Genomic DNA, 25110 nt, shown 5'->3' on the forward strand with positions numbered 1-25110 from the left:
CTGATGAGTCCTCCCGCTGTAAATAAGTTGCGCAGCTTGCATAAAGCCTCAGACCCAAGTGGCTTATACACCAATGACTTCCGTTATATGTAAATCCCGTTTTTTTTCTAAATCAATAAACTGGCCATCGCTCGTTTGCACAACCGGCCTTTGAGAAATAAAGCGGCCCAGATAAACAACCACCGCTTCCCGTCCATCGCTTAGCCTGACAAAATTACCAATAAACTGATCACGAATATTCGTAAGAAAAACACTGGCAACAGCGGCATCCAACTTTTCGAAAGCTTCCCTGACCAGGCTTTCTACGGCCGCAAAGGGGGTTAAATGGTTTTCATCCCGATTTTTATTAGTCATGATTTCATACCTGTCAGCTACGGCAATAATCCGGGCGAACAGATGAATTTTTTTACCTGTAAGCTGCAAGGGATAGCCGCTGCCATCGACACCTTCGTGATGCTGCAGTACACCGGCAAGAATATGAAAAGGCAGCTGATAGGCCGCACGCTTCAACAACTGATAGCCCTCAATCGTATGCTTGCGCATCAGTTCCGTTTCAGGCGCAGTCAATTGAGCTGCTTTTTTATACAGAAGCTCCTCCGCAAGCTGTGTCTTGCCCACATCATGCAGCAGAGCCGCTAAAATTAAATCCTGCAGTAATTTCGCAGAAAATCCCAGCCATCGGCCCAGCACTCCGGCGATAATAGCAACATTCAACGAATGCCGTGCCGTAAGGTTATCCATTCCCTGCAGCATATACAGTAAATTAATTGCCCCCGGAGCGTGTGACAATTCCGCAATGGAAGTATTAGCTAGCTCGCGTACTTTTATCAGTGGAACTACTTTTAGATAGCGAATTTGTTCAAAAGCAGTCTGTACATCCAGTACAACATCCTGATAGGCAGAATAAAACCGTTCCTGCAGTTTCAGCTTTTCCTCTGAAGGCTGAGCAAAAGCTGCCGTTGGCAAAACAGGCTCTTCCGGCAGAGGATTCCCTTCATCACCAAAAATATCCACTACGAATATATTCCAGTTCTCCAGCCTGTCAATTAGTTTTTCCGTTAATACAGTTCCCTCTGCCAATACCACTCTCTTACGATGATCAATCGCAGGTTTGGCAAGAACCATTCCAGGCTCTACATCCTGAATTCGATATCTTCTGCTTACCATGGGAGGTTATTCACCCTCATCCCTTTTTTGCAAGTAGTCATTATGGTCTTGTCGGACACTCCCACGGCAACGATGTTACTCATTTTTTCCTCAACTATAAGGTTAATAGCCCGGGAATAGCATCCCCAAGGCTACTTATGTACCAATTTTATTATTTATATTCCTAGTAGAATTTCGCCGTCAAATTTATAACTCCTTTTGCGAGATAACTTTTCAGACCTGGTGCAATATGGATATAACAGCCTGGCGCAAATCAGCTCGCCGGCTAGAGCGTGCAGGCGGTAATTTTCCCTTCCCGGTAAACAGGAACAGCAGTGACACTATCGGCCCGTAAGCAATAATCGATTTCTTTTTGCAGGCCTAAATCAGCCAGACGTTTACCGTTCCGGCCCTTGCCGGCGATTTCTCCAAGTGCTGCCCCTGCCCCTTTATACAGGACATGCACGCCCAGCGCCGCATCAGTTAAAGCATAGCTGCCATCAGTATTGATGATATCAACAAGCAAACCTGCGCAGAGGGAATCTTCCAGGGAAAACATCCCGTCCGTTCCGGCGCAGATAAGGAGAATATCGCGTTTCTGACGCTTAGCTGCCTGACAGACAGCGCGGGCATTAATAAAAGAGCCCAGTAAAGTTAAAAAGGCATGCTCTGCCGTTTTAATGGCAATTGTTCCATTGGTAGTAGTCATCACGATGGTTTTATCCCGCACCTTATCCGCGGAAAACTCAAAAGGAGAATTGCCAAAATGAAAGCCCTCAATTCGTATCGACTGCCGTTCACCTGCGAGTAACGGATCAGCCAGCTGTTCAGCCGCACGATAAGCATCTTCAATGCTCGATACGGGAATAATTGAGCGGCTGCCATTCGAAATTGCCGTTATCATACTGCTTGTTGCCCGAAAAATATCCAGCACAATGCAAACCGTATCGGAAACATCACCTTTGATACCTGATTCAGGAAGTAACGCCACATCAATTCTCATTATCGCTTTCACCTCTATCGTTTTCTCCGCAGCAATTGCTGCTGCCTTTTACTTAGCTACAGGCTATGCCTTCTTATTTCTTACATCATCGGCCATAATATAAAAATACTAACTGTCCATAAAGCATGGGAAATAATACAAGCAAAAATACTATCTGTTTTTAAGTATAAAAATCCCCAAAACAGGCCGGCAATCCACGCTGCCATAGTCAGCATGAAATTACCCGATAAAATATGAACAGCACCATAAACAGCAGCCGCAACCAGCCATCCCGTTACCTGCCCAAACTTATTCACCGCCCACCGCTGCAAGAAGCCCCGCCAGAACAGCTCTTCAGCCGGGCTGGTAATAAACAGCAGCACCATTGCTATCATCAGTGCATTTCCTTCGTGACGAATATCATAAATAGATGCAATCTCCGGTCTGGCAAAATAAAAAATTTGTTGAGACATATAATTGCCCGCAGCATAAATCGCATATAACATGCCTGCAGAAACAATACCGATCAGAACATTCTTAACGTTCACTTCCTGCTTCCTTACTACAAATCCGGCAAAGTAGACGGATAAAGCAGTGAGAACAAATGCCGCCATACTCATTGAAAGCCAAAAGTTCAACCATTTAGCGCTAAAGGTTAAATACCAAAACACAAATGCAAGCAGGATTGTTATATATACTTGCCTGTCAACAGGATTTTTAGGCATCACAGCCACCACCTGCCAACATAGGGAGCTGCCAGGAGGCCTGTAATTAGCAGCAGGCCAAATTGGAAATGGAGTCCCGCTGAATCTGCCTCCAATCTGCTTAATTGTTCATAGGCTCCCTTACTTGCTGCAAAAGCTCTTCTAAGAACTGTCAGCACCATCGGCATAAGCAGAAGAGGTAAAATTGCCGTTCCCGGTAACCAGCCCTGAAATATAAATAAAACAAGACAAGCATATGCTGCGGCATACAAGAAAGCATAAAGCACGATACTCTTTCCAAAACCCAGATGCAATGCCACTGTTTTAATACCCGCTTTGCGGTCTTCCATAATATCCCGCAGATCATTGGCGTGAATGATACCGGTTACCAGAAAGCCCACCGGAATAGAGGCAGCTATTGGAACCATAGTAAACTGTCCCGTTTGAATAAAATAAGCCGGCCAGGTCATTAGGGGACCCATAAGGAAAAATACAAATAACGGCCCCAGGCCCTGATATTTATATGGCCATGCACCGGCCGTATAACAATAGCCGCCAAGTAAGCCGATAACACCCACCACCAGTACTTCCGGCCCACACAGATAGGAAAGCAGCAAACCGATCGCTCCGGCTAATGAAAATGCGACTAGCCCTGCCCGCCTCATGCTGCCAGGCTTTAGCACTCCTGTGACCAGTTGAGGACACGTTCTGGCTGATTCGATTGTATCAACTCCCGCCATATAGTCACCATATGTGTTAATTAAGTTTGTTCCTGCCTGCATGCATACTCCGCCAAAGAGAGTTAAAAGAAAAAGTCCTATGCTGAAGGTTCCCTCTGACCAAGCAAGCGCTGATCCAAGAGCAATCGGAATAAAAGCTGCTGTAAACGACCATGGCCGCATTGCGATAAACCATATTCCAAACATACTATTCCTCCATCTTCTTGCTGGCAGGCTATGGCTTATCCAGACCTGTCAGTATTTATTTTACTGCTTCCTGTGCCGACCGGCTCTTAAGCCCATTACTGTTTAACAAGACAACTCCGCCCAGGACAAGCAGCATGCTGCCGGTAAATAAAAACACGGCCTGAATCCCCACCCAGGAGCTTATCACACCGCCAATAAGCGGCCCCAGCATCGAGCCCAGCTGGTTGGCTGTTGTCGTAAGTCCGAAGATCCGCCCCCGGCAGTCCTCACCAACGCAGGATACTGCAATAGTATTAATGGACGGATAGGCTCCGACGACAAATAATCCGTACAGAAACTGCAGCAGGCTAAACCAATAGATATCGGCAGCAAAATACTGCCCCAGATTAAATACTCCTGCTCCGCCAAAAGCAATAACCATGATCTTGCGAAAACCGCTTCGCTGTCCGGCCCGCCCCCATAATGGAGCTGCAATTGCACCAGCAATACCAGCCAGGCTAAAAACAAGACCGGCCGTGAGAACAACACCTTCCGCCTGTCCCTGCAACTGAGCAATATACAGCGTAAGCAGCGGTTGAAGTACCATACTAACAGCCTGCACGATGAAAAGCAGCGTGAGCATCTCCAGGAGATTACGATTGGCTGCTGCCATTTTAAAATCATCAAGAATGCTGCTCTGACTGGCGGAACAACTGTTTTCCGGCTCATTTACGAGCATCTTTACACCTAAGGTTCCTACGGCAATAATGGCAGCAGCAATAACAAACGATGCCCTCATGCCAAAGAAATGGGACAATGTCCCTCCCAGCAGCGGACCCAATATCCCGCCAATCAGTACACCTGTTTGCATAAAGCCTAAGCTAAAACCCATACTTTGCTGAGGACTCGTGGAGGCAACAATCGCCATTGCCGCCGGAAGAAACCCATTGGCGAAGCCCTGCAGAATCCTGACGATCAGCAGCTCAACAGGCCCTCTGACCAGTGCTCCGAGAAAATAAACAATTGCCAGGCTAAAACCGGCCCTGATCACCATCCGCCGTTTTCCTCCCCGGTCTGCTGAGCGCCCCCAATAAGGAGCCATAACGGCAGCTACTAAAAAAGTGGAAGAAAAAATAACGCCTGACCAGATCGGTACAGCTGATGCGTGCACGCCAAGATCAATCAGGTATAACGGCAAAAAAGGCACCACCATCGTATAACTCGAAGACGACAGCACTACCGCAATTGCCAGTGTCCATAAATTTCTACGCCAGCTCAACACCGAAGACTCCCCTCAAAAAACTACGATTTTATTCCCTTTCGACTCGCGCTGCTTCCATCCCTGCCGAAGGCAAGAAGGAAAAAGGCCGCTGCCAGCATAATGAACTGACAACGGCCCTTTACCAGCAATATTCGTTTAGCCTTTTTGTGAGATGTCGGTTGATTTCGGCGCCATTGCACTATTTTTACGGCTGTAAGAGAAATATACAATCATGCCGATTACATACCAAGCCGCGAAAAACTCCATTGTTTCAATCGGCAAATTAGCGATCAGATAACCACATAACAGCACTGCCATCGGAACAACAATACCGACGGCCGGACACCGGAAGGGCCTGACGGCATCAGGCTGAGTCCTGCGCAGCACACCTACGCCGGCGGCAACTAATATAAAAGCAACCAGTGTTCCCATATTGCACAGTTCTGCAATAATATTAATTGGCAGTAAGCCGCTCAATATCGCGACTACCCCGCCGGCAACCATCGTTATCAGATGAGGTGTGCCGTATTTTGGATGAATTTTTACAAGACTTTGCGGAATCATGCCGTCACGGGCCATAGCAAGAAAGATTCGGGTCTGACCGTACATGAAGACCAATAGGACAGTCGTAATGCCGCAAATAGCTCCAATAGCCACCAGCGCACTGCCAAAATTCATGCCAATGGCCCGAAGCGCATAAGCCACAGGCTCACTGTTATTTAAGGAGGAATAGGGAACGACGCCTGTCAGAACCGCGGCAACTGCAATATACAAAATCGTACAGACAATTAGCGAGCCCACAATACCGACCGGAATATCCCTGTTCGGGTTTTTGCATTCTTCTACCGCTGTTGAAACAGTATCAAAACCGATATAAGCAAAAAATACGATAGCGGCACCAGCAGATACGCCGCTCCAGCCGTACGGCAGGAAGGGCTGCCAGTTTACCGGATTGATATGAGGAGTCGCTAAGAACAGGAAAATAGCGATACAGGCCAGTTTTATTGCAACCAGTATTTTATTTAAGTTTGCACTTTCTCTGGTTCCCAGCATTAATAAGTAGGAAAGGAAGGCCGTAATGAGCACGGCAGGCACATTTAAAATACCACCGTCAGCGGGTACGGCAGTCCAAGCCTGTGGCAGCGTAATTCCTACCGACTTGAGTAAGCCGACCATATAGCCCGACCAGCCAGCCGCCACCGCCGCCGAGCCAATGGTATATTCACAAATTAGTGCCCAGCCAACAACAAAAGCAACAATCTCTCCCATTGAAACATAGGTAAACGTATACGCGCTGCCAGTCACCGGAACCATGGACGATAACTCGGAGTAGGCTAAAGCAGCAAAGGCACATGCTAACCCGGATAAGACAAAAGATAACATAATTCCCGGACCGGCATATTTTGCCGCAGCTACACCGGTAAGCACAAAAATACCGGTGCCGATAATGCAGCCAATCCCCAGCAGCACTAAATCCGTAGCCCCTAATGTTTTCCGCAGCCCATCACCCTTTGTACCCCGTACCAGATCGGCTATACTTTTTTTGCGAAACAGACTCATTCCTTTCCCCCCTCAACAATAAATAGAAAATTCAGTTATTAATTGCGATATTTGCACAGCTGGTAAGCTTCTCCCGCCTATGTCAAAGCATAAGCGGGAGAGGGTTCCAGTCCTTATGGCAGCATTGTTTTCTTTACTTTGCCAATAAGCGCAATCCGCTCTTCGGCAAGTAAATCAGCTGCTTTATAGGTTGGAATGTTTTCTCTCTTGGCAATAGCGATAACCTTTTCAATTGTATGATAGATACCGCTTACTTTTTTCAAGGCCCGTTCACGGTTATAACCGCCTTCCTGCAATTCGTCAGCTACGTTAATAACGCCGCCGGCATTAATAATAAAGTCAGGCGCATACAAAATTCCTCTTGTCTGAAGGATATCACCATGACGGGTTTCTTTCAGCTGATTATTCGCAGCACCGGCGATAACCCGGCATTTGAGCAACGGCAGCGTTTCATCATTAATAATCGCGCCCAGCGCACAGGGTGCAAAAATATCACAGTGAACACCGTATATTTCGTTAGCACCGACCGCTTCCGCACCGAATTCACTAACAACGCGGCGGACATTTTCTTCGCAGATATCGGTTACGATAAGGTTAGCGCCTTCCTCATGAAGGTGTTTGCACAAAGTATATCCCACATGCCCCAGACCTTGGACGGCAATAATCTTACCGCGCAGAGAGTCGCTGCCCCAGGCTTCAGCGGCACAAGCTTTTATGCCTTTCCAGGTTCCATAAGCCGTAACAGGCGAAGGATCTGCGATGCCGCGGCCGGCTACGTGAGAAGTTTCCAGGCGGATATATTCCATATCCTCGACAGCAGTTCCCACATCTTCTGCCGTAATATACCGTCCGTTCAGACTTTGCACAAAGCGGCCAAAGGCCCGGAACAAAGCCTCACTTTTGTCGGTTTTGGAGTTGCCGATAATGACTGCTTTTCCGCCGCCGATATTCAGGCCGGCTGCAGCATTTTTATAACTCATCCCCCGGGCCAGACGCACGACATCGTTAATTGCGTCAGCTTCACATTCATAGTTCCACATACGGGTGCCGCCCAGTGCCGGGCCAAGTGTAGTATCATGAATACAAATAATTGCTTTCAGACCTGATGCCGGATCATGACAGAAAACCAATTGCTCATACCCATGCTGCTCCATCCTTTGAAAAATTTCCATACCAATCCCCTCCTAAAAATAGAACTCAACTCCGCTTTATCTTCATCGCAAGAAATATGCCAAACCCAAAAAGTACCATTAATCAGGGTGCTTCTTCACAACCTAAAAAGAATCACTGCAGGTTTTTGCATTTTTTGCAAAAACCTGCAGTGATTCTTTTTGCAGCAGCGCCTTTAGACTGCACTGCTGCCGGTAATACCGTATTTCTCCAGCTTATAATACAAGGTACGCAGCGAAATACCCAGCTTGCGGGCGGCCTCGGCCCTATTGCCTCCCTGTTCTGCCAGTTCAGCGGCAATAGCGCGCCGTTCGGCCTCCTCAACCACTTGCTCTAATGTACGGCAAGGCAGGTGCTCTCCTGCTGCAGGCAGACTTTCCTCCCCGCAGCAGGCAGACGATTTTAGCGGCGGCAAATGCTGCGCCATAATGGTGTAGTCGTTAAAGCGCATGTTAATCAGCGTACGGCCAAGGACGTTTTCCAGTTCCCGTACATTACCCGGCCAGCCATATCCGGCCAGTATAGCCGCCGCCTCCGCTGCAACTGACTGCACGCTGCGGCCGTATTCACGGTTCATTCTGGTCAGCAGATGCCGAATCAGCAGCGGCAGGTCACCTGAACGGTGCCTGAGCGCTGGAATGCTGATGGGGAAAACATTAATCCGGTAATACAGGTCTTTGCGAAAATCCCCTTTCTCCACGGCTTCTTCCAGATTTTTATTGGTAGCGGCAATAATGCGGACATCCAGCGGCTGCGCCCGCACTCCGCCCACCCGGATAAATTCCCGCTCCTGCAGTACCCGCAATAACTTTACCTGAATGGACGGCATAATCTCGCCAATTTCGTCAAGAAACAGCGTACCGCCGTCAGCTTCCTCAAAAAGCCCTTTCTTACCGTTCTTAAGAGCTCCGCTGAACGATCCCGGCTCATAGCCAAACAATTCACTCTCCAGCAGCGTTTCCGGAATAGCTGCGCAGTTGATGCGGATGAACTGGCGGGATTTACGCTGGCTTGCACTATGAATCGCGTGAGCAAACAACTCTTTTCCCGTCCCGCTTTCGCCTGTAAGCAGTACTGTGGCCGGAGTACCGGCAGCCTTGCGGGCAATTTCAACTGCCGCTTTCATGGCCGGGGCCTGAGCCACAATATCCTCAAAGGTGTAGCGCGCCTGCCGTTGATTAGAAAGATCCCGCCCTTCCGCAATCTCATGAACCACAGCTACGCTGCCCCGCAGTCTGCCGTCAACAATCAGCGGTGCGGCACTTGCGATAACATCCCGGCCCGCAGGGCCTACCTTCAGCGGGATACCCCACACCGCCTCCATTGACTGCATAGCACTCAAATGGGCACTTTCTCCCTGCCGGATATCCACCGTGGGGGGCTTACCCAGAACCTCTTCCTGACGCATGCCGATCAGCCGCGTATAGGCGGGATTCACCAGGATAATCTTGCCTTGGTCATCTACGACGGAAATAACATCCTGCGAGGTATTAATAATGGCTTCCAGCAGCTTCTTCATTTCTTTTATACAAGTGATTTCTTCCGCCAGATAGCGGATTTCTGTCATATCCCGGAATACCGCAACAGCGCCGACAACCCGGTTAGTCACATCCCTGACGGGCATACGGCTGGTAAGAATACAGGCATTGCCGGTTTCCTGCCGTTGATTTAGTTCGGGCAGGCCGGTTTCCAGCACACAATGCAGGCGCGAACCGGGAATTTTATGCTGCGCATATTCACCATAGGCCTCATGCGCCGCTATGCCCAGCAGCTGCTCCGCCGCTGTATTAAAAAGAATAATGATCCCCTGTTCATTCACTGCTACGACGGCGTCATGAGTCGAATTGAGAATATCCTGCATCTGCCGGCTACTGATACTCCAATCGTTTGTTGTCATCAGTCTGCGCACCTTTGTCATACGCCTTTCACCTCAATCTGCACTCGGATACCATCCAGAAAATTCCATTCTACACACCACATTCTGCATTTTACAGTGAAATTCCTCTCCTGGTAATGGACATAAATAAAAAAACCCGGACCTTTTTGAGTCCGGGTTTTAGCAGGCACCTGAAGTTTTCCGCTCTACTGTTTAATCGTTTCTCTATAAACCTGCTTGCCGTCTTTCATTTCCATAATCACTACACCTCTAACGGCATCATGATTTTCATTTAAGGCCATATCGCCGCTCACACTCTTAAAGTTTTTCGTAGCAGCCAGAGCCTCGCGGATTTTGGCTGAATCAGTACTGTTGGCCCGCTTGATGGCATCAACGAGCAGATTAGCAGCATCATACCCCATAGCAGCCATCGAATCAGGCAATTGGCCATATTCTTTTTTATAGGCTTCAATAAAGGCATTGGAAACCGGATTTTTATCCTCTACAGAATAGAAGTTTGTAAAAAATGTATTATTCAGTGCCTGGGCACCGCCAAGCTCGGCTAATTTAGGGGAATCCCAGGCATCTCCCCCCAAAATGGGGACGGTAATTCCCAGTTCGCGGGCCTGCTTGATGATTTTACCTACATCTTCATAATAGCCGGGAATGTAGATCAGTTCAGGATTTTGGGCTTTTATCGCCGTAAGAGTGGATTTAAAATCCTGATCCTTTTGCAGGTAAGCTTGCTCAGCTGCAATTTGTCCCCCTTTGGCGGTGAAAACTTCCTTAAACACTGCCGACAATCCCTTGCTATAGTCACTGGAGTTATCAATCAGAATCGCTGCATTTTTCGCTTTCAAACTGGTAAACGCAAAATTTGCTGCCACCGTGCCCTGGAAGGAATCGATAAAGCAAGCCCGGAAAGTATAATTTTTTACTTTGCCGGTCCGCTCGTCCATCGTTACCTTCGGATTAACGGTAGCGGCTGCCACGAAAGGAATCTTATTGTCTTCGGCAACCACCGAGCCGGCGATACCACAGGAACTGACCGTAAAGCCGGTAACAGCAACTACCCGGTCCTGCGTAATCACTTTGGTCATAGCATTAGCCGACTCAGAAGGCTCGCCTTTGTTGTCAGCCGTAATAATTTGCAGCTGCTTTCCTAATACGCCGCCTGCGGCATTCACTTCTTTAAATGCCAGCTTGGCTCCATTGGCTGCCGAGGTGCCATACGAGGCCGTACTGCCGGTCAACTCGTATACCATTCCGATTTTAATATCTCCCTTTCCTGCGCCGTCTGAGCAGCCTGCCACCAGACCAGCTATACCGATCAGCAAAGCCAGTAAATATCCGGTCTTGGCAAATCGCTTCATCATGTGACCATCTCCTTAGTAAAAACTTATTATAGCAGTGCTTGAATCTTTTACTTATTGGGACTTATTTTATTGCAAAACAACTGTTATGGCAAGTCCTTTTCTTTATAGCAAAAGTCTGCCGCTCATGGACAGCGACAGACTTTTAGTTGCTTTTTAATTTAAAACGTCCACTTCGTCAGCACATCTCCCGACTGCCGGAAATAGTCACCGTAGTCGTGAATGAGATCCTTAATATCCAGACGAACCTTATTCAGATGCAGCTGAATGGTTTTACGCCCTAACTCCACATCCTGCTCCCGGATTGCCTTTACCAGGTTTTTATGCTGTTCCAGAACAATAGCAATATCATGTCCACTGGCGATATTCAGCAGGCGAACCCGGTTATAGTGGGCATGCAGCTGCTGCATCATCGCCCAGATACGGGCTTTTTTACAGCCCTCAAAAATTGTCCGGTGTATATCGTCATCAAGCGAGTAGAACTTGGCATAGTTTTTTTCATCTAAACACAATTCCTGTAAAGCGATATAGGATTGCAATTCAAACAGCTTATCTCCGGGAAACTCCTTGCAGGCCAGTTCCACAATCGCAACCTCCAGCTTCTCGCGCAGAAACTTGGATTCTTCTACTCCTTCCAAATCAATATGCGAGACATAGGTTCCTTTTTGCGGCACAATTTCCAGCAGATCTTCCTGGGAAAGCTGAATAAACGCTTCCCGCACCGGCGTCCGGCTGACATCAAGCATAGCGGCAATATCTTTTTCCGACAAAGCACTCCCCGGTGGAAAAGAAAAATTCATGATGTTAATTTTTAAAAATCGGTATACATACTCACGGCTTGACTCCTGCAGCAGCCGGGGTACTGTTAAAACGCTCATGCTTTTACCTCTTACACTCCCGAGTACGCCATAAATCCACCGTCTACCGGTACAACAATCCCCGTTACAAAGCCGGATACCTGATCATCGGCCAGCCATACCAGCGTTCCCAGCAGGTCTTCAGGTTGTCCGAAACGACGCATCGGGGTATGAGTGACAATCTTTTCCGCCCGGGCCGTATAAGAACCATCCGGGTTGGTAAGCAGTGCCCGGTTCTGCTCGGTTAAAAAGAAGCCCGGAGCAATCGCATTGACACGAATGCCAACCTCTGCCATATGTACGGCCATCCATTGGGTAAAGTTGTTAATTGCCGCCTTAGCGGCACTGTAAGCGGGTACCTTCGTCATCGGACAAGGAGCGCTCATCGAGGATATATTGATAATTGTCGTACCTTCCCTGCCCGCCATCTGTTTGGCAAAAATCTGACTGGGAATAAAAGTACCCATAAAATTCAATTGAAATACATAATCAAAACCAGCTACTTCCATATCAAAGAAGGTCCGTACGCCGTTTTCCTTACACGTAAGATCTTCCAGCTGCAGCGTTTCCTTAGCGGTTACACCGCGGGGATCATTGCCGCCGGCTCCATTAATCAGAATATCACAAGGTCCTAACTTTTCCGTAACCACAGTTTGCGCTGCCAGTACACTCTGCTGATCCAGTACATTACAAGCAATACCAATTGCGGTCCCGCCGGCCCGAGTAATATCCTCAGCTACTTTCAGTGCCTTATCTTCACTCCGGTTCAGCACTGCCACTTTAACCCCTAACCGTCCAAGCTCACGTGCCATGGCTCCGCATAAAATACCGCCGCCGCCCGTCACTACTGCTACTTTGCCACGCAGATTTTCACTCATGATTCTTGCCTCCACATCATTATTCGCTTAAATGTCTATCTTTACATAGTACCATATTAGTATGCAAGAACCAATTGCAGCCACCTTAACTAAACACAGTTTTCCCCGCCTTTATGAGCAAATCCTTCCAAAACAAATTCCTAGCGTACTATTTCAAAAACTTGGGTTACCGCAGCAGCCCCAGGCTGCCGGTCAGTTTATTTATTTTCTTCTCCGGGCCGTACAGGCATATTCCCAGATAAGCAAGCCGGGAAGCTGTATAGCAGGTAAGAATATCCACATAACTTTCATAATCCCGGCATTTCTGAGCAATTTCAGAAAAATCAATGACAGTCACCGCCGGATCACCGCCTGCCCCAATTGCCTCGCGAATCCCTTTTATTTGATCCTTGGTGCCTGCAAGCAGGGGAATCGTTTTTGTGGTAATCCCCACATGTACATTGCCATCCGCGTCCTGGATGTCACGGCCCACAATCTCCTCCGGAAATAGTTTTCCCAAACTGATCCCTAAGACTGCCGCAGTATTGGCGATCAGCCCCATGGGCAGTTCCCGGTCAATAACCATAACAATTTTCATAGTTGTACACCACCTTTTGGCCTATCATAGCAAGATCCGTTTGGCCTGTATTGTAAAAAATTGCTGATACCCTCGGAGGTATCAGCAACTTCTTTTTTAGCTTTGATAGTGATCAGGGGTCACGCCTGTATACGCTTTAAAAACCTTTGTGAAATGACTTTGATCGTAAAAACCGGCGTCAAGCGCAACTTCAGCCAGCGGCCGGTGCTTGAGCAATTCCTTTTTAGCATAATTTACCCGCAGCAAGGTTTGATAGGTATGAGGGGGTATCTGATAAAACTGTTTAAATAGCCGAATGATATGAAATTTATTTAAACCGGATACGGCTTCCAACTGTTCCAGCGTAATTTTCTCTAAAAAACAATGCTGTACATAATCCCGAATTACCTTTAACTTAGGCTGGGCTTCGTTGCTATCGATATAATCGAGCACTATCCCTCCTGCCAGAGTCTGCTCAAAGAAAGCAGCAATCACAGCCTCCTTTTCCAGCGGACTTGCCTCCGACTGAAAAGCTTGCAGCAGCATATTTGACGCATAAACAGCCTCATGACCGGCAGCCGCTTTAATAATAGGCCGGTTCCAGAAACAGTATTTATGGCTGCTGATAAAGCCTTGCACCCATTTGGCATCGACAAACAGCATGGTATATGCCCACTGATCCGGCTGAAAGGGGTTGCAGGAATGGATCGAATCAGGCGGCAGGAAAACCACTGTTTGAGGAGCCAGGATCGTAGTTTGTCCTCTGCACCAAAAAAAGCTTTGCCCCTGTTCAACAATTCCTACGGAATATTCCTCATGAGCGTGTTTCCGATAAGAAAGCTCTCCTGTACTGCATTGCTTCAGCTCAAAAAACGGCAGATAGGGATCGCGATAAAAACTGACCTTACTATTTTCTGCTGCCGGCATATTACCACCTCTCACTGATATTGTATCATATCGACGGCTTACTGCCAGACACGCTGCGTACGCAGCCCTGTTATTCTCCTTGGCAAAACGGTAAATACTACATCATATTCAGCAACGATTGCTGCAAAAGGAGGTCGAGCGGCTTTGGAGTTATTTTTAAATGTCCTGGTTCTCCTGGTATTAATCGGCCTGTCTATTATCTTAAACCGCTTTATCCCCTTCGTTCCCGTTCCCTTGATCCAAATTGGCCTGGGAATTGGCATTGCCTATTGGCCTGCCGGTATCCATCTGCCGCTAAATCCTGAACTTTTTTTTGTGCTGTTTATCGCTCCCCTTTTATTCAATGACGGGAAGCGCATGCCGCGGGAACAATTATGGAATTTACGGCTGCCGATTATTTTACTGGCTTTAGGCTTAGTATTTGTTACCGTATTTATTATGGGCTATATCATTCATTGGATGATCCCTGCAATCCCTTTATCGGCTGCTTTTGCTTTAGCGGCAATCCTGTCGCCTACAGATGCGGTTGCCGTCAGCGCCTTGGCAGGACGGAGCTCCTTGCCCAAAAGCCTGATGCATTTGCTGGAAGGCGAAGCACTAATGAATGATGCTTCCGGTTTAGTCGCCTTTAAATTTGCCGTAGCGGCCACCGTAACCGGTGTTTTTTCCTTACTGCAGGCAGCCAGCAGCTTTACTGTCATCGCGCTCGGCGGACTGGCCAGCGGAGTTATCCTTTCTTATGTACTGATAAGGCTGCGTATGTTTATCCGCCGCTCCGGCATGGAAGACGTGACCATGCACATGCTCATCCTGCTTTTAACACCCTTTATTGTGTATATGTGCGCTGAGGAAATTGGTGTATCAGGAATTTTAGCTGTTGTGGCAGGCGGCATTACGCATGCCATAGAGCGGGATCACTCCGAGTCGGCAATGGCTAAATTACAGGTGGTTTCAGCAAGCACCTGGTCAGTCGTTCTATTCATTTTGAATGGCATTGTCTTTTTAATTTTGGGACTACAGATTCCTGCTGTGACCTCCGTCATATTCCGTGACGCCGCAGTCAGCAATACCCAGGTTATGCTTTATATTGCTATCATTTCCCTTTGCCTGCTGTTCCTTCGCTTCCTCTGGAATTTCGTACTCTTAAAAGAAAAATGGATAGCGGAAGAAAACAGCACCACCCTGCCGCATATGCATTCGGTAATCTTGATTACTATTGCCGGTGTGCGGGGTACGCTTACACTGGCCGGTGCATTTTCCATCCCCTTTGTATTGCAGGACGGCGGTCCCTTTCCTGAACGCTCTTTGATTATCTTTCTTGCGGCGGGTGTTATTTTGTTTACGCTCATCGCCGCAAGCATTCTCCTGCCGCTGCTTGCAGCAAAGCATGAGAGCACGCATTCCGCTGACCAGTCTTCAATAGAATTTCAAGCACGAAGAAAGATTATCGGCACTGTCATCAGCACCTTAAAAGAAGAAATGAGTTACGAGAATAAAACGGCCACTCTTTCCATCCTTTCGCGCTACGAAAAACTCCTGCATCAAACCTTGCAGCAAGAACCCGCTGCCTTAAAACCCCGCGGGCAGGAAACAGGCCTCAGGCTCATTGGTCTGCACGCCGAAAAGGCCGAAGTAGAGCATCTGCTGGAGACAGGGCAGCTTTCCCAGGACACGGCCTATCATCTTCAAAAGCATTTTACCGAAGTAGAAGCAGCCTTATCGACAAAAACAAATTTTGGCTTCTTTTTCTTGCGCACTTTTGTAAAGCATCTCCTGGCAAGATTAATCCATAAGAAAAAAGATAGAAAAACGGAAATTCAGGAAATGCGTTTTGCCAGACTGCGGACTGCCAAAGCAGCGATTGCTGCCATTCGCAATCATAGCAATGAACAAAACAGACCGGCCTCGCTTGCACTGATCGACAGCTACTATAAATCCATCGAGCGCTTCAGCCTGCAGGCCCAGTATCCACACGGCAAGGACCTCTTAAATAAGCAAAAAAAAGAGCTGCAGCTAAAAGCCATTCAAATAGAACGGAACGAGGTGCAGACTCTTTTTGAAACCGGAGAGATCAATCGCGATATTGCCAATAATCTGCGCAGATCGATTAATTACTTCGAGGCAACCATTCTGGAAGCGGAGCTTAACAGTTAAGCAGGCTCCATATCCCAAAACCGGCAATACAAGCTCCTGACAAGCGGTTGATCCCGATCATCCGTCGCTGATCAAACGCTGAACGGAGGAAATTTACCGTGCTGCTCAAGAACAGCCACCACAGCAGAGAGCCTGTAAAGACTCCCATAACTAAGAAAGTCCCCAGGATATGATCCCCGCCGGTTGTGCCCACACCTAATCCGGCAAAAATGGCGGCAAAAGACAAAATCGTCATTGGATTCGTCATCGTTAAAATAAACACTGATCCATAGGCACCGGCAAGCCCCTTGTTTCCTGCTGCCCCTGCAGCTGCCGACGGAATTGCCTGATAGGTAGTAAATCCTAAGTACAGCAAAAAAGCTCCACCGAATAAACGCAGCACCAATTGCTGTTCCACCAGAAAGCCGGATACGACCGTTATACCAAAGGCTGCAATGCAGCCATAGACCGCATCGGCTGTTGCGGCCCCCAGGCCTGACATAAACCCACTGAGCATGCCATTCGCCAGCGTCCGGCGAATGCATAAAAGACCGATAGGGCCTACAGGAGCTGCGATGGATAACCCTAATAATACTCCTTTCCCAAACATCACCATCTCCATAGTCTACTTACCCTCCCACTTCACCGGCAGTACGGGGGTCTCTTTTACCGTAGATAAAATGACGGTTGTTCTGGTCTTGATGCCTGGCAGTGCTTTAATTTCTTCACTGATCAGGCGTTCCAGATCCCGGGTCCCGGAGCAGCGCACCTTGATCATATAGTCCTGCTCCCCGGCAATGTGATGGCATTCCAGTACTTCAGCCAAGTTCATCACCAACCGCAAGAAATCACTTCTCACTTCAGGCCTTTCTAACGTTACCGCAATCATTGCTGCCAGGCCGCAGCCTATTTCGTCAGGATTAATTAAAGCAGCATAGCCTTTGATTACTCCCGTTTCTTCCAGCTTGCGAACCCGGTCGGCTGCCGCCGGCGCCGACAATCCCAATAATGCCCCCAACTCAGCCCAAGTAGTTCGCGCATGTCGCATGAGTTGTTCAATTATTTTCAAATCATTACTATTCATAATAAAATACCTTCATTTGCAATGTTTTTACTATATATTACATTCAAATGCAAGATAAGTAAAGTATTTTTATGGAGTAATTGCAACTTTTCCGATCCACCCCGTTACAAACCGCATATGCTATAGCATATAAGACTTAAGTGGCGGTGAAAAGAATGACCAGGGGCACATTGCTTTCTAGCCAGGATATCTGTGAAATGACAGCTATTCCCGGCGGCTTGCCGGACTATCCACAGTTTCAGGTCAAGGCACAGTATCCTGTACCGGACAGTTCAATGACATTATCTTCCCCTATCCGGATTGACGCACTGGACAGATCGATCCTCCTGGTATCCAGGCCCTTATCCCATAAATATGACCCTCAAATTGCAGGCTTTCAATCAACCAACCTCCAGCTGCTGCAGTTCTTAAAGACCGATGCATTTGCGTACGAAGAGGCGGGCAACACGGTTACAACCTTGTTTTTCGACAAGCAGGACAATACGTTAGTCGCCTATTGCGCAACGAAATGCTCTACCGTAAAAAAAAGAGGGGATAAAATATTCTGCCTGTGTCCGTGTGTTGAAATTGCCGTATTATGTGTTGACGACCGGTACCGGTTTCGCGGTATTGGCCAGGCAATTATTAAGCATATTCTTCAGGAGATTCTAAAAATAAGAAAAATAGCAGGTGTACAGCTTGTTACGCTATTTGCAGTAGCTGATGCCGTGGAATTTTATGAAATGCTCGATTTTCGCAAGCTGGAAAAGGATATGAAGCTCTTGTATGCACCTGTGCATAAAACCTGCGTTCCCATGTACGTAAACCTGCCCGGCAAATTGACTTAGTCTAAAATAGCACTTTTCCCCAATAAAGAGAGGCTGCCAGAGTCTAAAGACTCTGGCAGCCTCTCTTTGCATCTATTCCACTTTCTGGCCAACATGCCAATGTCCGCCCTGATTGAGCTTAGCCATTGCAACGGGATTATTAACAGAGACTTTCACTTCCAGCCCTCCGGCAAACTGTTCGACAAGCCTGGAAGTCACCCGGACATCGCCAATCGTGCCCGGTCCGCCTACACAACCACCCATACAGGCCATACCTTCCATTAAGTTGGCCGCAATTTTTCCGCTTTTGATTTGCTTAAGCTCGGTGACACAAGCAGCAAGGCCTTCAGAGCGATGGGCGGCTACTTCCATAGCCGGTGCCAGCTCTTTGGCCGTATTGAGCACGGCTGCAAGCACGCCTCCCGTGCGGGCGAACTGATAACTGTCCCGGGAAGATTCACCGCTATAATCATCGGCCATTGCTGCCAAATCAATATCTTTGCCGGTAAACATGGCGCCCAGCTCATCAAAGGTAAGAACATAATCGATTGTGCCGGGGTAGTTAAGTGCCTCCGCTTTCTTAGCAATACAGGGACCAATAAACACTACGATGGCTTCCGGATCTTCCGTCTTTATCACTTTTGCAACTGCAACCATCGGAGATACAGTGGTAGAAACGTGACTCTTCAGCTCAGGCATATGCTTGTCCACCATACCAACAAAAGCCGGGCAGCACGACGTAGTCATAAACAACTCGCCAGCTTCACGGCGGCTGACAAACTCCTTTGTTTCTTCCAGTGTAACAATATCCGCACCCAGTGCAACTTCCCTGACCTGCTGAAAACCCAGCTGCCTGATAGCGGAAAATATTTGTCCCGGCCTGATCTTAAGGCCGTATTGACCTACTACGGCTGGTGCAACTACAGCATAAACAGGCTTGTTATGTCTAATTTGCTGAATGATTTGCACGATCTGCGAACGGTCACTGATCGCGCCAAAGGGGCAGCTGACTTTACAGGCGCCGCACTGAACGCATTTATCATAATCAATAACGGCCCGCCGGTCGGCACCGGCAGTAATTGCTTTCAGTTCACAGGCCCGTTCACAGGGTCGGCTGATTTCAATAATCGCGCCATAAGGGCAGGACTTTTTACACAGTCCGCACTCGACACATTTTGTTTTATCAATATAGGCTTGGTTTTGCACCACCATAATGGCTTTTTTCGGACAAGCGGCAATACAGTGATGAGCAATACAGTTACGACAGGCATCTGTGACCAGAAATTTATCAATCGGACAGCGATCACAGGCTTCGGGCAGCACGCTGATTACCGGTGTATCCGTTATGCTTCCGGCCAGTGCCTGTTCGACGTTGGCTGCTATATCGGCACAAATCGGCTGACTGAGGGCACTGTTAATTCGTTCGTTGAGTACGGCCCGCTCCTTATGAACGCAACACCGGTAACGTGGTCCTTCTTCCGTAACGACTGTATGCGGAATTTCCTGAATATGTTCCTGAAGCTCCCCCGCATAGGCAAGTCTGGCAATTTCAGATAATACACTTCTGCGTAATTTAACAACTTCCGTTACTTGGGCCATGCCTTCCTCCTCTAAATAAATGCGGCATGCACCGACCCGAAGGCGGTTCATGCCGCTCACTTATATATGCCTGCTATTTCACCATATCCATACCTAATTGCAAGGCTTTTTCATTAATCGCTTCCGTTCCTTTGGGAACTTTGGATAATACCGCTTTTGTCAGAGATTCAATTGTGACAACACCGGTAATTTTCGCTATCGCACCAAGCGCAATGATATTGGCAAACAGGGATTTTCCCAGTTCCTCCTGCGCCGTGTGGGTAATCGGAAGCTCATAAACTTTACTGTATTTTTTCTCCGGCAGTTTTTCCACGAACAAGCTGTCGGTGATAAGTATTCCTTCTTCCGGAAGGTCTACAGTGTATTTCTTACAGGCTTCCTGACTCATCGCCAATACAACATTCGGTACGGTAATCTTCGGATAGCGGATTACTTTATCCGAAATCAGCACTTCCGATTTACTGGAACCGCCCCGGGCTTCCGGACCATACGATTGGGACTGAATTGCATTCTTGCCGTCCAGCAGTGCCGCCTCCGCAAGAATAATACCGGCCAGTATCAAACCCTGTCCGCCTGTGCCTGATAATCGCAGCTGTTGCATCCTATTTGCCTCCTTTCTGTGCACGGGCAATGACTTTGTCATATTCAGCCGTGTATTCGGGAGCAGTTGTCTTATACAAAACTCCGATTGGGAATTTTCCTGCCTTTTGCTCATCCGTCATTTTTTCATAAGCGGCCAGCATAACGCCGTTATCTTTCTGCCATTTCATCATATTCGGAGCAGCGCCCATTTTATTTTGACGGCCAAACGAAATCGGACAGGCCGTAATTGCTTCAATAATACTAAAGCCTTCATGCTGAATGCCCTGGGTAATGACATCAACTAAGGTCGGAGTATGATACGTGGTTGCTCTGGCAACAAATGTGGCACCCGCACCCTTGGCAAGCTCGGTTACGTCAAAAGAACGGTCAACAGTTCCAAAAGGAGCCGTAGTTGCTTTCGAGTCGGTCGGGGTCAGCGGGGAATATTGACCGCCGGTCATTCCGTAAATATTGTTATTGTAGAGAACCACCGTCAGGTCGATATTGCGGCGTGCAGCATGGATGAAGTGATTGCCGCCGATAGCGGTGGCATCCCCGTCACCGGTGACCACAATCACTTTAAGCCGTGGTTCTGACAGCTTAATACCGGTCGCAACCGGCAGGGCACGGCCATGGGCCGAATGCACCGTATTAAAATCCAGATAGCCCGAAGCACGGCTTGAGCAGCCAATGCCCGATACGACGGCTACGCCGTCCTTATCCAGCGCTAGTTTGTCGATTGCTTTAACAATAGCACCGGTTACAATGCCGTTGCCGCAGCCCGGACACCAGATATGAGGCAGCCGGCCGGCACGAAAGTATTTATCAATGATTTGTTCCATTTCCATATACTAAGCTTCCTCCTTACTGTTGTTTATTTGCATTTTTCAATTGTAGCCAACAGTTCGTTCGGCGTAATTGCCTCACTATTGTATTTTGCGTGAAGGGTTACCGGTACCTTGCCGGCTACAGCGCGTTCCACTTCAATCACATATTGACCGAAGTTCATTTCAGCAACAATAAGGTGCTTAACTTTGTCCGCCAGGGCTTTCACCTGTTTTTCAGGGAAAGGCCACATGGTTATCGGTCTGAACAGACCGGCTTTAATGCCTTTTTCTCTTGCTGCATCTACAGCAGCATAAGCAGTACGGGCAGCACCACCGTAAGCGAGCACGGCAACTTCCGCATCTTCGAGCAGATATTCTTCATAGAGGACAATCTCGTCGAGATTGTTGTTAATTTTGGCATGGAGCCGGTCCAGGCAGGCCTGGGTAGCAGCCGGGCTGCCATCAGGGAAACCGTATTCATCATGCACCAGGCCGGTTACATGCCAGCGATAGCCGCTGCCAAACGGAGCCATTGGCGGTACCAGGTCTGCATCCGGCTTGTAGGCACGGAATTCTTCAGGCGGTACGGCAGGCAGCTTACGCTGGGGCTTGACAATCTGGTCATACGAGGCCGGAAGATCAATCCGCTCACGCATATGACCAATAATTTCATCCAGCAGTAGAATTACCGGCATACGATATTTTTCGGACAGCTCATATGCCTTGATGGTGAGGTCAAAACATTCCGGTACACTGCCGGGAGTAAGGGCAATGACCGGGTGATCGCCATGAGTTCCCCAGCGGGCTTGCATTACATCGCCCTGCGCCGGTGCCGTAGGCTGGCCGGTGGAAGGACCCACACGCTGTACGTTAACGATTACCATCGGAATCTCGGCAATACAGGCATAACCGAGAAGCTCCTGCTTCAAAGAGAAGCCAGGACCGCTGGTGGCAGTCATTACTTTTTTTCCTGTTAATGCGGCACCGATAATAACACCGATGCCGGCAATTTCGTCTTCCATTTGAATAAATTTTCCACCAACGGCAGGCAGTGCTCTGGCCAGAGATTCCGCCACTTCGGTAGAAGGAGTAATCGGATAGCCGCCAAAGAAGGTAACACCGGCTGCAATGGCACCTTCGGCTACCGCTTGGTTGCCTTGCATGAGTTTTGTTTTGTAAGACATCGAATTCGCTCCTTTACTATTTTTGTACGAAGATGGCAAAATCGGGACAGCGCATCTCACACTGGCGGCATTTGATGCAATCTTTCTCATTCACAATCTCGACTTTTTCCAATTGATTTACCGTTAACACCTTTTTCGGGCAGAATTCCACACAGATGCCACACCCTTTACAGCGATTCACGTGAACTTTTAAACTCATTTGAAATCACCTCTCTTTCCTATAATCAAACCGAGGGCCGGAATCGCCACCCGGTAACCTAACAGGACTCATTTCCAACAGCAACAAAAGACTGAATATTCAAAAACGAATGAACCTTAGGGTCCAACTATTTCAGTCCTTTTTTTATTTCCGATAAAATTATACCAAATAAACTACCATATTAAAAATATCTATTTCGATTGGTACATATATTTTTTTCGAATAAACCCTAATTATCTATAGTACGTAAGCCCATCGCACCTAGCTAAATAATTAAAAATTCGAAAATAACTGATAATTAACAGGCTGAGACGGCAAAACAGCATTTGACACCCGCTTCTGTGTTCATTAGAATTATATCAGGTAATAAAGCATAAGAAAAATATCATTTTTGATTGCTTTGTATATTTTTTTCGAATGGATAGAAAGAGGTTGCTATGGATTTTCGTCAGTTAAAATATTTTCTGGCTGTCGCGGAAGAAGGGCAAATCACGAAAGCGGCCCAGCGCCTGCATGTCACTCAGCCGCCGCTCAGTCAGCAATTAATTCTTCTGGAGAAAGAGCTCGGCGTCCAGCTCTTTGAACGCGGGAAAAAGCATATCCGGTTAACAGAAGCAGGTAATATTCTTCGCAACCGGGCCGAACAAATGATGGAGCTCAAAAAGGTAACCCTCAACGACCTGCAGGAATCAACCGCAGGCATCAGCGGCCGCCTGATGATCGGAACTATCCCCTCCACAGCCGGTTCCATATTACCCGGTCACATTCAAAAATTCCATCAGCGTTATCCGAAAGTAACCTTTCACGTTCGCCAGGGAGAAACGCTGAAAATTCTTGAACTGCTCAATGTGGGCATCATCGAGATCGGCATTGTCCGTACCCCGGTTGATTATGAGCAGTATGATTATATCTTACTTCCCGAAGAGGATATGGTAGTCGGTGCACTCCCCGGCATGCTCTCCGACTGTACGGAGCCGTTAGAGATCAGCCAGCTGGCTGAAAAGCCCCTGCTGGCCCATCATCGCCATGCCGCGCCGACCATCGTCGAGCACTGCCGCCAGCAAGGCCTTGATCCTACCCTGCTGTGTACCAGCGATGATATTACTTTATTATTGTTATGGGCTAATTTAGGCTTAGGTGTCGCCATTGTGCCGGAATCTGCCGTTGATATTCTGCCTGCTTCCTCATTGACCTTCTATAAACTGAAAGGTCCCTATCTAAAAACAACGACTGCTGTCCTTTGGTCCAAAAAACATCCCCTCTCTGCCGCAGGCTCCCATTTCATTGAATTCTTCAAATAGTGTTTTTACCATTCCCATACAGCAAATAAGAGGGTGACGCATTTGCTTGGCAATAAGCATGTGCGACACCCTCTTTTCACTTATTCTTCATTTGTCTTTGACAAAAAGATGGCAACTAAGAAAAAGAACAGCATCTCCATATCCATTCCTCCCTCTCCGTATTAGCTGAGGTTCGAGAGAAAACCAGAAGCGATTCAATGCTCTTAACCATTATCCCAGCGCTAAGGCAATCAAGCCCATCATCATCGTTGCCGCACCGGTCAGTCTAAGCTTAACATTCCCCTCAGACAACAGCCGGGCCCCCAGAATCGCCCCAATTAAGATGCTGACCTCCCTGGCAGGCGCTATATAGCTGACCGGACTAAATACCATTGCAGTTAAGACCAGGATATATGCCATAGGAGATAGAATAGCCACACCGAGGGCCTCTTTTTTATGGGCGGCCCACTGTTCTTTCACCTTATCCCAATTTTTCAGGGAGTATGGTGTCAACAGCAGCACCCTTCCCAAATTCGTACACCAATCCATTACCAACGGTGGCAGCAAGTACGTACTAACGGCAATTTTATCAACTACCGTATAACCGGCAATTGCCGCCCCGCAGAACAAGGCATAGACAATCGACTTACGCGCAGCTTTTTCATGATTCTGAAACGGATTGCCTGTAATCACCAGGATACCGATGCCGATAAAAACAGCCCCGCCCAGGGCCAGCAGTGACGGCTGCTCCTGTAAAAAGAAAACCGCCGTCAACACGGATAGCAGCGGCCCGGTTCCTCGGGCCAGCGGATAAATAACCGAAAGATCTCCAAAGCGATACCCTTTATCAAGCAGAATAAAATACACTGAATGCAATGCGGCACTGCCTGCGATTAAGGCAATATGGACCGGACTGAAGACGGTGGCATTGTCCAGCAGGATCCACACCGCCAGGGGAAAATAGATAATTGCCGACAAGCTGGCAAAAATCCAGATAAACGCGGTACCGCCGCAGGCCTTTTTAGCCAGAAGGTTCCACGCTGCATGACAAAAAGCCGCAATGATGACCAGCAGAAGAGCAAACCCTGTCATTTTTCTTCATCCTTTCCCTGCATGTGTTGGCAAAGCAGTTTGTTCATGCTAATTTTAAGCTATAGCTGTAAGCGAAGTAAAACGCAAAAAATCGTAATACAATAGCGAAGAATTCGATATTTAAGAGGT

At 47.9% G+C, this 25110-nt stretch carries 24 protein-coding genes; 3 read left to right on the plus strand and 21 right to left on the minus strand.

What is annotated here, in order from left to right; genetic code table 11:
• Positions 1–63 precede the first annotated feature (63 nt).
• The 13 genes from EV210_RS08550 to EV210_RS08610 form a co-directional block, all read right to left on the minus strand.
• On the minus strand, positions 64–1167 hold the full coding sequence (locus EV210_RS08550) for an HD-GYP domain-containing protein (RefSeq protein ID WP_132078551.1): 1104 nt from the start codon (positions 1165–1167) through the stop codon (positions 64–66).
• A gap of 265 nt (positions 1168–1432) precedes the next feature.
• Positions 1433–2149, minus strand: coding sequence for a 2-phosphosulfolactate phosphatase (locus EV210_RS08555; RefSeq protein ID WP_132078554.1), 717 nt, complete (start codon positions 2147–2149; stop codon positions 1433–1435).
• Between the two features lie 80 nt (positions 2150–2229).
• Positions 2230–2853 (minus strand): CPBP family intramembrane glutamic endopeptidase, encoded by a 624-nt coding sequence (locus tag EV210_RS08560; protein ID WP_132078557.1) that lies wholly within the window; start codon positions 2851–2853, stop codon positions 2230–2232.
• Positions 2853–3758 carry a 1,4-dihydroxy-2-naphthoate octaprenyltransferase gene (gene menA / locus EV210_RS08565; protein WP_132078560.1) on the minus strand — a complete coding sequence of 302 codons (906 nt, stop codon included), beginning with the start codon at positions 3756–3758 and terminating at the stop codon, positions 2853–2855. Before menA ends, EV210_RS08560 begins: the two co-directional genes overlap by 1 nt.
• 55 nt (positions 3759–3813) lie before the next feature.
• Positions 3814–5019, minus strand: coding sequence for an MFS transporter (locus EV210_RS08570; RefSeq protein WP_243650484.1), 1206 nt, complete (start codon positions 5017–5019; stop codon positions 3814–3816).
• Positions 5020–5154: 135 nt separating this feature from the next.
• The gene (locus EV210_RS08575) at positions 5155–6558 is read right to left on the minus strand and encodes an amino acid permease (protein WP_132078563.1); all 1404 of its coding nucleotides are present in this window, start codon (positions 6556–6558) and stop codon (positions 5155–5157) included.
• 113 nt (positions 6559–6671) lie between these two features.
• A complete protein-coding gene (locus EV210_RS08580; RefSeq protein ID WP_132078566.1) occupies positions 6672–7730 on the minus strand; it encodes a Glu/Leu/Phe/Val family dehydrogenase in 1059 nt (352 codons plus the stop codon).
• A 173-nt stretch (positions 7731–7903) separates the two neighbouring features.
• Positions 7904–9646 carry a sigma 54-interacting transcriptional regulator gene (locus tag EV210_RS08585; RefSeq protein ID WP_243650485.1) on the minus strand — a complete coding sequence of 581 codons (1743 nt, stop codon included), beginning with the start codon at positions 9644–9646 and terminating at the stop codon, positions 7904–7906.
• Positions 9647–9810: 164 nt separating this feature from the next.
• Positions 9811–10980, minus strand: a complete 1170-nt coding sequence (locus EV210_RS08590; RefSeq protein WP_132078569.1) for an ABC transporter substrate-binding protein — start codon at positions 10978–10980, stop codon at positions 9811–9813.
• A gap of 158 nt (positions 10981–11138) precedes the next feature.
• Positions 11139–11855: a GntR family transcriptional regulator gene (locus EV210_RS08595; RefSeq protein WP_132078572.1), complete on the minus strand. Its 717-nt coding sequence runs from the start codon at positions 11853–11855 to the stop codon at positions 11139–11141.
• 11 nt (positions 11856–11866) lie between these two features.
• On the minus strand, positions 11867–12712 hold the full coding sequence (locus tag EV210_RS08600; RefSeq protein ID WP_132078575.1) for an SDR family oxidoreductase: 846 nt from the start codon (positions 12710–12712) through the stop codon (positions 11867–11869).
• A 166-nt stretch (positions 12713–12878) separates the two neighbouring features.
• On the minus strand, positions 12879–13289 hold the full coding sequence (locus EV210_RS08605; protein ID WP_132078578.1) for a DUF2000 domain-containing protein: 411 nt from the start codon (positions 13287–13289) through the stop codon (positions 12879–12881).
• 96 nt (positions 13290–13385) lie between these two features.
• The gene (locus tag EV210_RS08610; protein ID WP_132078580.1) at positions 13386–14195 is read right to left on the minus strand and encodes a helix-turn-helix transcriptional regulator; all 810 of its coding nucleotides are present in this window, start codon (positions 14193–14195) and stop codon (positions 13386–13388) included.
• Between the two features lie 144 nt (positions 14196–14339).
• Here EV210_RS08610 and EV210_RS08615 point away from each other — a divergent pair, with 144 nt between their 5' ends.
• Positions 14340–16349 carry a Na+/H+ antiporter gene (locus EV210_RS08615; protein WP_132078583.1) on the plus strand — a complete coding sequence of 670 codons (2010 nt, stop codon included), beginning with the start codon at positions 14340–14342 and terminating at the stop codon, positions 16347–16349.
• Here EV210_RS08615 and EV210_RS08620 read toward each other — a convergent pair.
• Both EV210_RS08620 and EV210_RS08625 read right to left on the minus strand, forming a co-directional pair.
• Entirely contained in the window at positions 16339–16950 is a 612-nt protein-coding gene (locus tag EV210_RS08620; RefSeq protein WP_132078586.1) for a LysE family translocator, read from the minus strand. The two genes, EV210_RS08615 and EV210_RS08620, sit on opposite strands and share 11 nt — an antisense overlap.
• A gap of 3 nt (positions 16951–16953) precedes the next feature.
• Complete coding sequence (locus EV210_RS08625; RefSeq protein ID WP_243650486.1) at positions 16954–17412, minus strand: Lrp/AsnC family transcriptional regulator; 459 nt, start codon at positions 17410–17412, stop codon at positions 16954–16956.
• A 155-nt stretch (positions 17413–17567) separates the two neighbouring features.
• Here EV210_RS08625 and EV210_RS08630 point away from each other — a divergent pair, with 155 nt between their 5' ends.
• Positions 17568–18239 (plus strand): GNAT family N-acetyltransferase, encoded by a 672-nt coding sequence (locus EV210_RS08630; protein ID WP_132078592.1) that lies wholly within the window; start codon positions 17568–17570, stop codon positions 18237–18239.
• A 72-nt stretch (positions 18240–18311) separates the two neighbouring features.
• On the opposite strand, the gene EV210_RS08635 is transcribed toward EV210_RS08630, so the two are convergent.
• The 5 genes from EV210_RS08635 to EV210_RS08655 all read right to left on the minus strand — a co-directional run bounded on the left by EV210_RS08635 (position 18312) and on the right by EV210_RS08655 (position 22609).
• The gene (locus EV210_RS08635; protein WP_132078594.1) at positions 18312–19817 is read right to left on the minus strand and encodes a 4Fe-4S dicluster domain-containing protein; all 1506 of its coding nucleotides are present in this window, start codon (positions 19815–19817) and stop codon (positions 18312–18314) included.
• A 73-nt stretch (positions 19818–19890) separates the two neighbouring features.
• Positions 19891–20418, minus strand: a complete 528-nt coding sequence (locus EV210_RS08640; protein ID WP_132078596.1) for a 2-oxoacid:acceptor oxidoreductase family protein — start codon at positions 20416–20418, stop codon at positions 19891–19893.
• Between the two features lies 1 nt (position 20419).
• Positions 20420–21241, minus strand: coding sequence for a 2-oxoacid:ferredoxin oxidoreductase subunit beta (locus EV210_RS08645; RefSeq protein ID WP_132079173.1), 822 nt, complete (start codon positions 21239–21241; stop codon positions 20420–20422).
• 32 nt (positions 21242–21273) lie between these two features.
• Positions 21274–22410 carry a 2-oxoacid:acceptor oxidoreductase subunit alpha gene (locus EV210_RS08650; protein ID WP_132078598.1) on the minus strand — a complete coding sequence of 379 codons (1137 nt, stop codon included), beginning with the start codon at positions 22408–22410 and terminating at the stop codon, positions 21274–21276.
• A 16-nt stretch (positions 22411–22426) separates the two neighbouring features.
• Complete coding sequence (locus EV210_RS08655) at positions 22427–22609, minus strand: 4Fe-4S binding protein (RefSeq protein WP_132078600.1); 183 nt, start codon at positions 22607–22609, stop codon at positions 22427–22429.
• A gap of 437 nt (positions 22610–23046) precedes the next feature.
• Between EV210_RS08655 and EV210_RS08660 the strand changes: the two genes are divergently transcribed.
• Complete coding sequence (locus EV210_RS08660) at positions 23047–23910, plus strand: LysR family transcriptional regulator (protein WP_132078605.1); 864 nt, start codon at positions 23047–23049, stop codon at positions 23908–23910.
• Between the two features lie 210 nt (positions 23911–24120).
• Here EV210_RS08660 and EV210_RS08665 read toward each other — a convergent pair whose 3' ends face one another.
• On the minus strand, positions 24121–24981 hold the full coding sequence (locus tag EV210_RS08665; RefSeq protein WP_132078608.1) for a DMT family transporter: 861 nt from the start codon (positions 24979–24981) through the stop codon (positions 24121–24123).
• Positions 24982–25110: the final 129 nt, after the last annotated feature.

Origin of the sequence: Anaerospora hongkongensis, from assembly GCF_004339805.1 — a bacterium.
GTDB classification, from domain to species: Bacteria; Bacillota; Negativicutes; order Sporomusales; family DSM-15969; genus Anaerospora; species Anaerospora hongkongensis.

What these genes read in the sequence shown, in the direction of transcription:
- EV210_RS08595 (WP_132078572.1), bottom strand. Translation starts at nt 11,855, where the DNA reads ATGAGCGTTTTAACAGTACCCCGGCTGCTGCAGGAGTCAAGCCGTGAG.
- EV210_RS08635 (WP_132078594.1), bottom strand. Translation starts at nt 19,817, where the DNA reads ATGGCCCAAGTAACGGAAGTTGTTAAATTACGCAGAAGTGTATTATCT.
- EV210_RS08650 (WP_132078598.1), bottom strand. Translation starts at nt 22,410, where the DNA reads ATGTCTTACAAAACAAAACTCATGCAAGGCAACCAAGCGGTAGCCGAA.
- EV210_RS08655 (WP_132078600.1), bottom strand. Translation starts at nt 22,609, where the DNA reads ATGAGTTTAAAAGTTCACGTGAATCGCTGTAAAGGGTGTGGCATCTGT.
- EV210_RS08625 (WP_243650486.1), bottom strand. Translation starts at nt 17,412, where the DNA reads ATGAATAGTAATGATTTGAAAATAATTGAACAACTCATGCGACATGCG.
- EV210_RS08640 (WP_132078596.1), bottom strand. Translation starts at nt 20,418, where the DNA reads ATGCAACAGCTGCGATTATCAGGCACAGGCGGACAGGGTTTGATACTG.
- EV210_RS08560 (WP_132078557.1), bottom strand. Translation starts at nt 2,853, where the DNA reads ATGCCTAAAAATCCTGTTGACAGGCAAGTATATATAACAATCCTGCTT.
- EV210_RS08645 (WP_132079173.1), bottom strand. Translation starts at nt 21,241, where the DNA reads ATGGAACAAATCATTGATAAATACTTTCGTGCCGGCCGGCTGCCTCAT.
- EV210_RS08660 (WP_132078605.1), top strand. Translation starts at nt 23,047, where the DNA reads ATGGATTTTCGTCAGTTAAAATATTTTCTGGCTGTCGCGGAAGAAGGG.
- EV210_RS08590 (WP_132078569.1), bottom strand. Translation starts at nt 10,980, where the DNA reads ATGATGAAGCGATTTGCCAAGACCGGATATTTACTGGCTTTGCTGATC.
- EV210_RS08575 (WP_132078563.1), bottom strand. Translation starts at nt 6,558, where the DNA reads ATGAGTCTGTTTCGCAAAAAAAGTATAGCCGATCTGGTACGGGGTACA.
- EV210_RS08630 (WP_132078592.1), top strand. Translation starts at nt 17,568, where the DNA reads ATGACCAGGGGCACATTGCTTTCTAGCCAGGATATCTGTGAAATGACA.
- EV210_RS08550 (WP_132078551.1), bottom strand. Translation starts at nt 1,167, where the DNA reads ATGGTAAGCAGAAGATATCGAATTCAGGATGTAGAGCCTGGAATGGTT.
- EV210_RS08600 (WP_132078575.1), bottom strand. Translation starts at nt 12,712, where the DNA reads ATGAGTGAAAATCTGCGTGGCAAAGTAGCAGTAGTGACGGGCGGCGGC.
- EV210_RS08665 (WP_132078608.1), bottom strand. Translation starts at nt 24,981, where the DNA reads ATGACAGGGTTTGCTCTTCTGCTGGTCATCATTGCGGCTTTTTGTCAT.
- EV210_RS08610 (WP_132078580.1), bottom strand. Translation starts at nt 14,195, where the DNA reads ATGCCGGCAGCAGAAAATAGTAAGGTCAGTTTTTATCGCGATCCCTAT.
- EV210_RS08605 (WP_132078578.1), bottom strand. Translation starts at nt 13,289, where the DNA reads ATGAAAATTGTTATGGTTATTGACCGGGAACTGCCCATGGGGCTGATC.
- EV210_RS08620 (WP_132078586.1), bottom strand. Translation starts at nt 16,950, where the DNA reads ATGGAGATGGTGATGTTTGGGAAAGGAGTATTATTAGGGTTATCCATC.
- EV210_RS08555 (WP_132078554.1), bottom strand. Translation starts at nt 2,149, where the DNA reads ATGAGAATTGATGTGGCGTTACTTCCTGAATCAGGTATCAAAGGTGAT.
- EV210_RS08580 (WP_132078566.1), bottom strand. Translation starts at nt 7,730, where the DNA reads ATGGAAATTTTTCAAAGGATGGAGCAGCATGGGTATGAGCAATTGGTT.
- EV210_RS08585 (WP_243650485.1), bottom strand. Translation starts at nt 9,646, where the DNA reads ATGACAAAGGTGCGCAGACTGATGACAACAAACGATTGGAGTATCAGT.
- menA (WP_132078560.1), bottom strand. Translation starts at nt 3,758, where the DNA reads ATGTTTGGAATATGGTTTATCGCAATGCGGCCATGGTCGTTTACAGCA.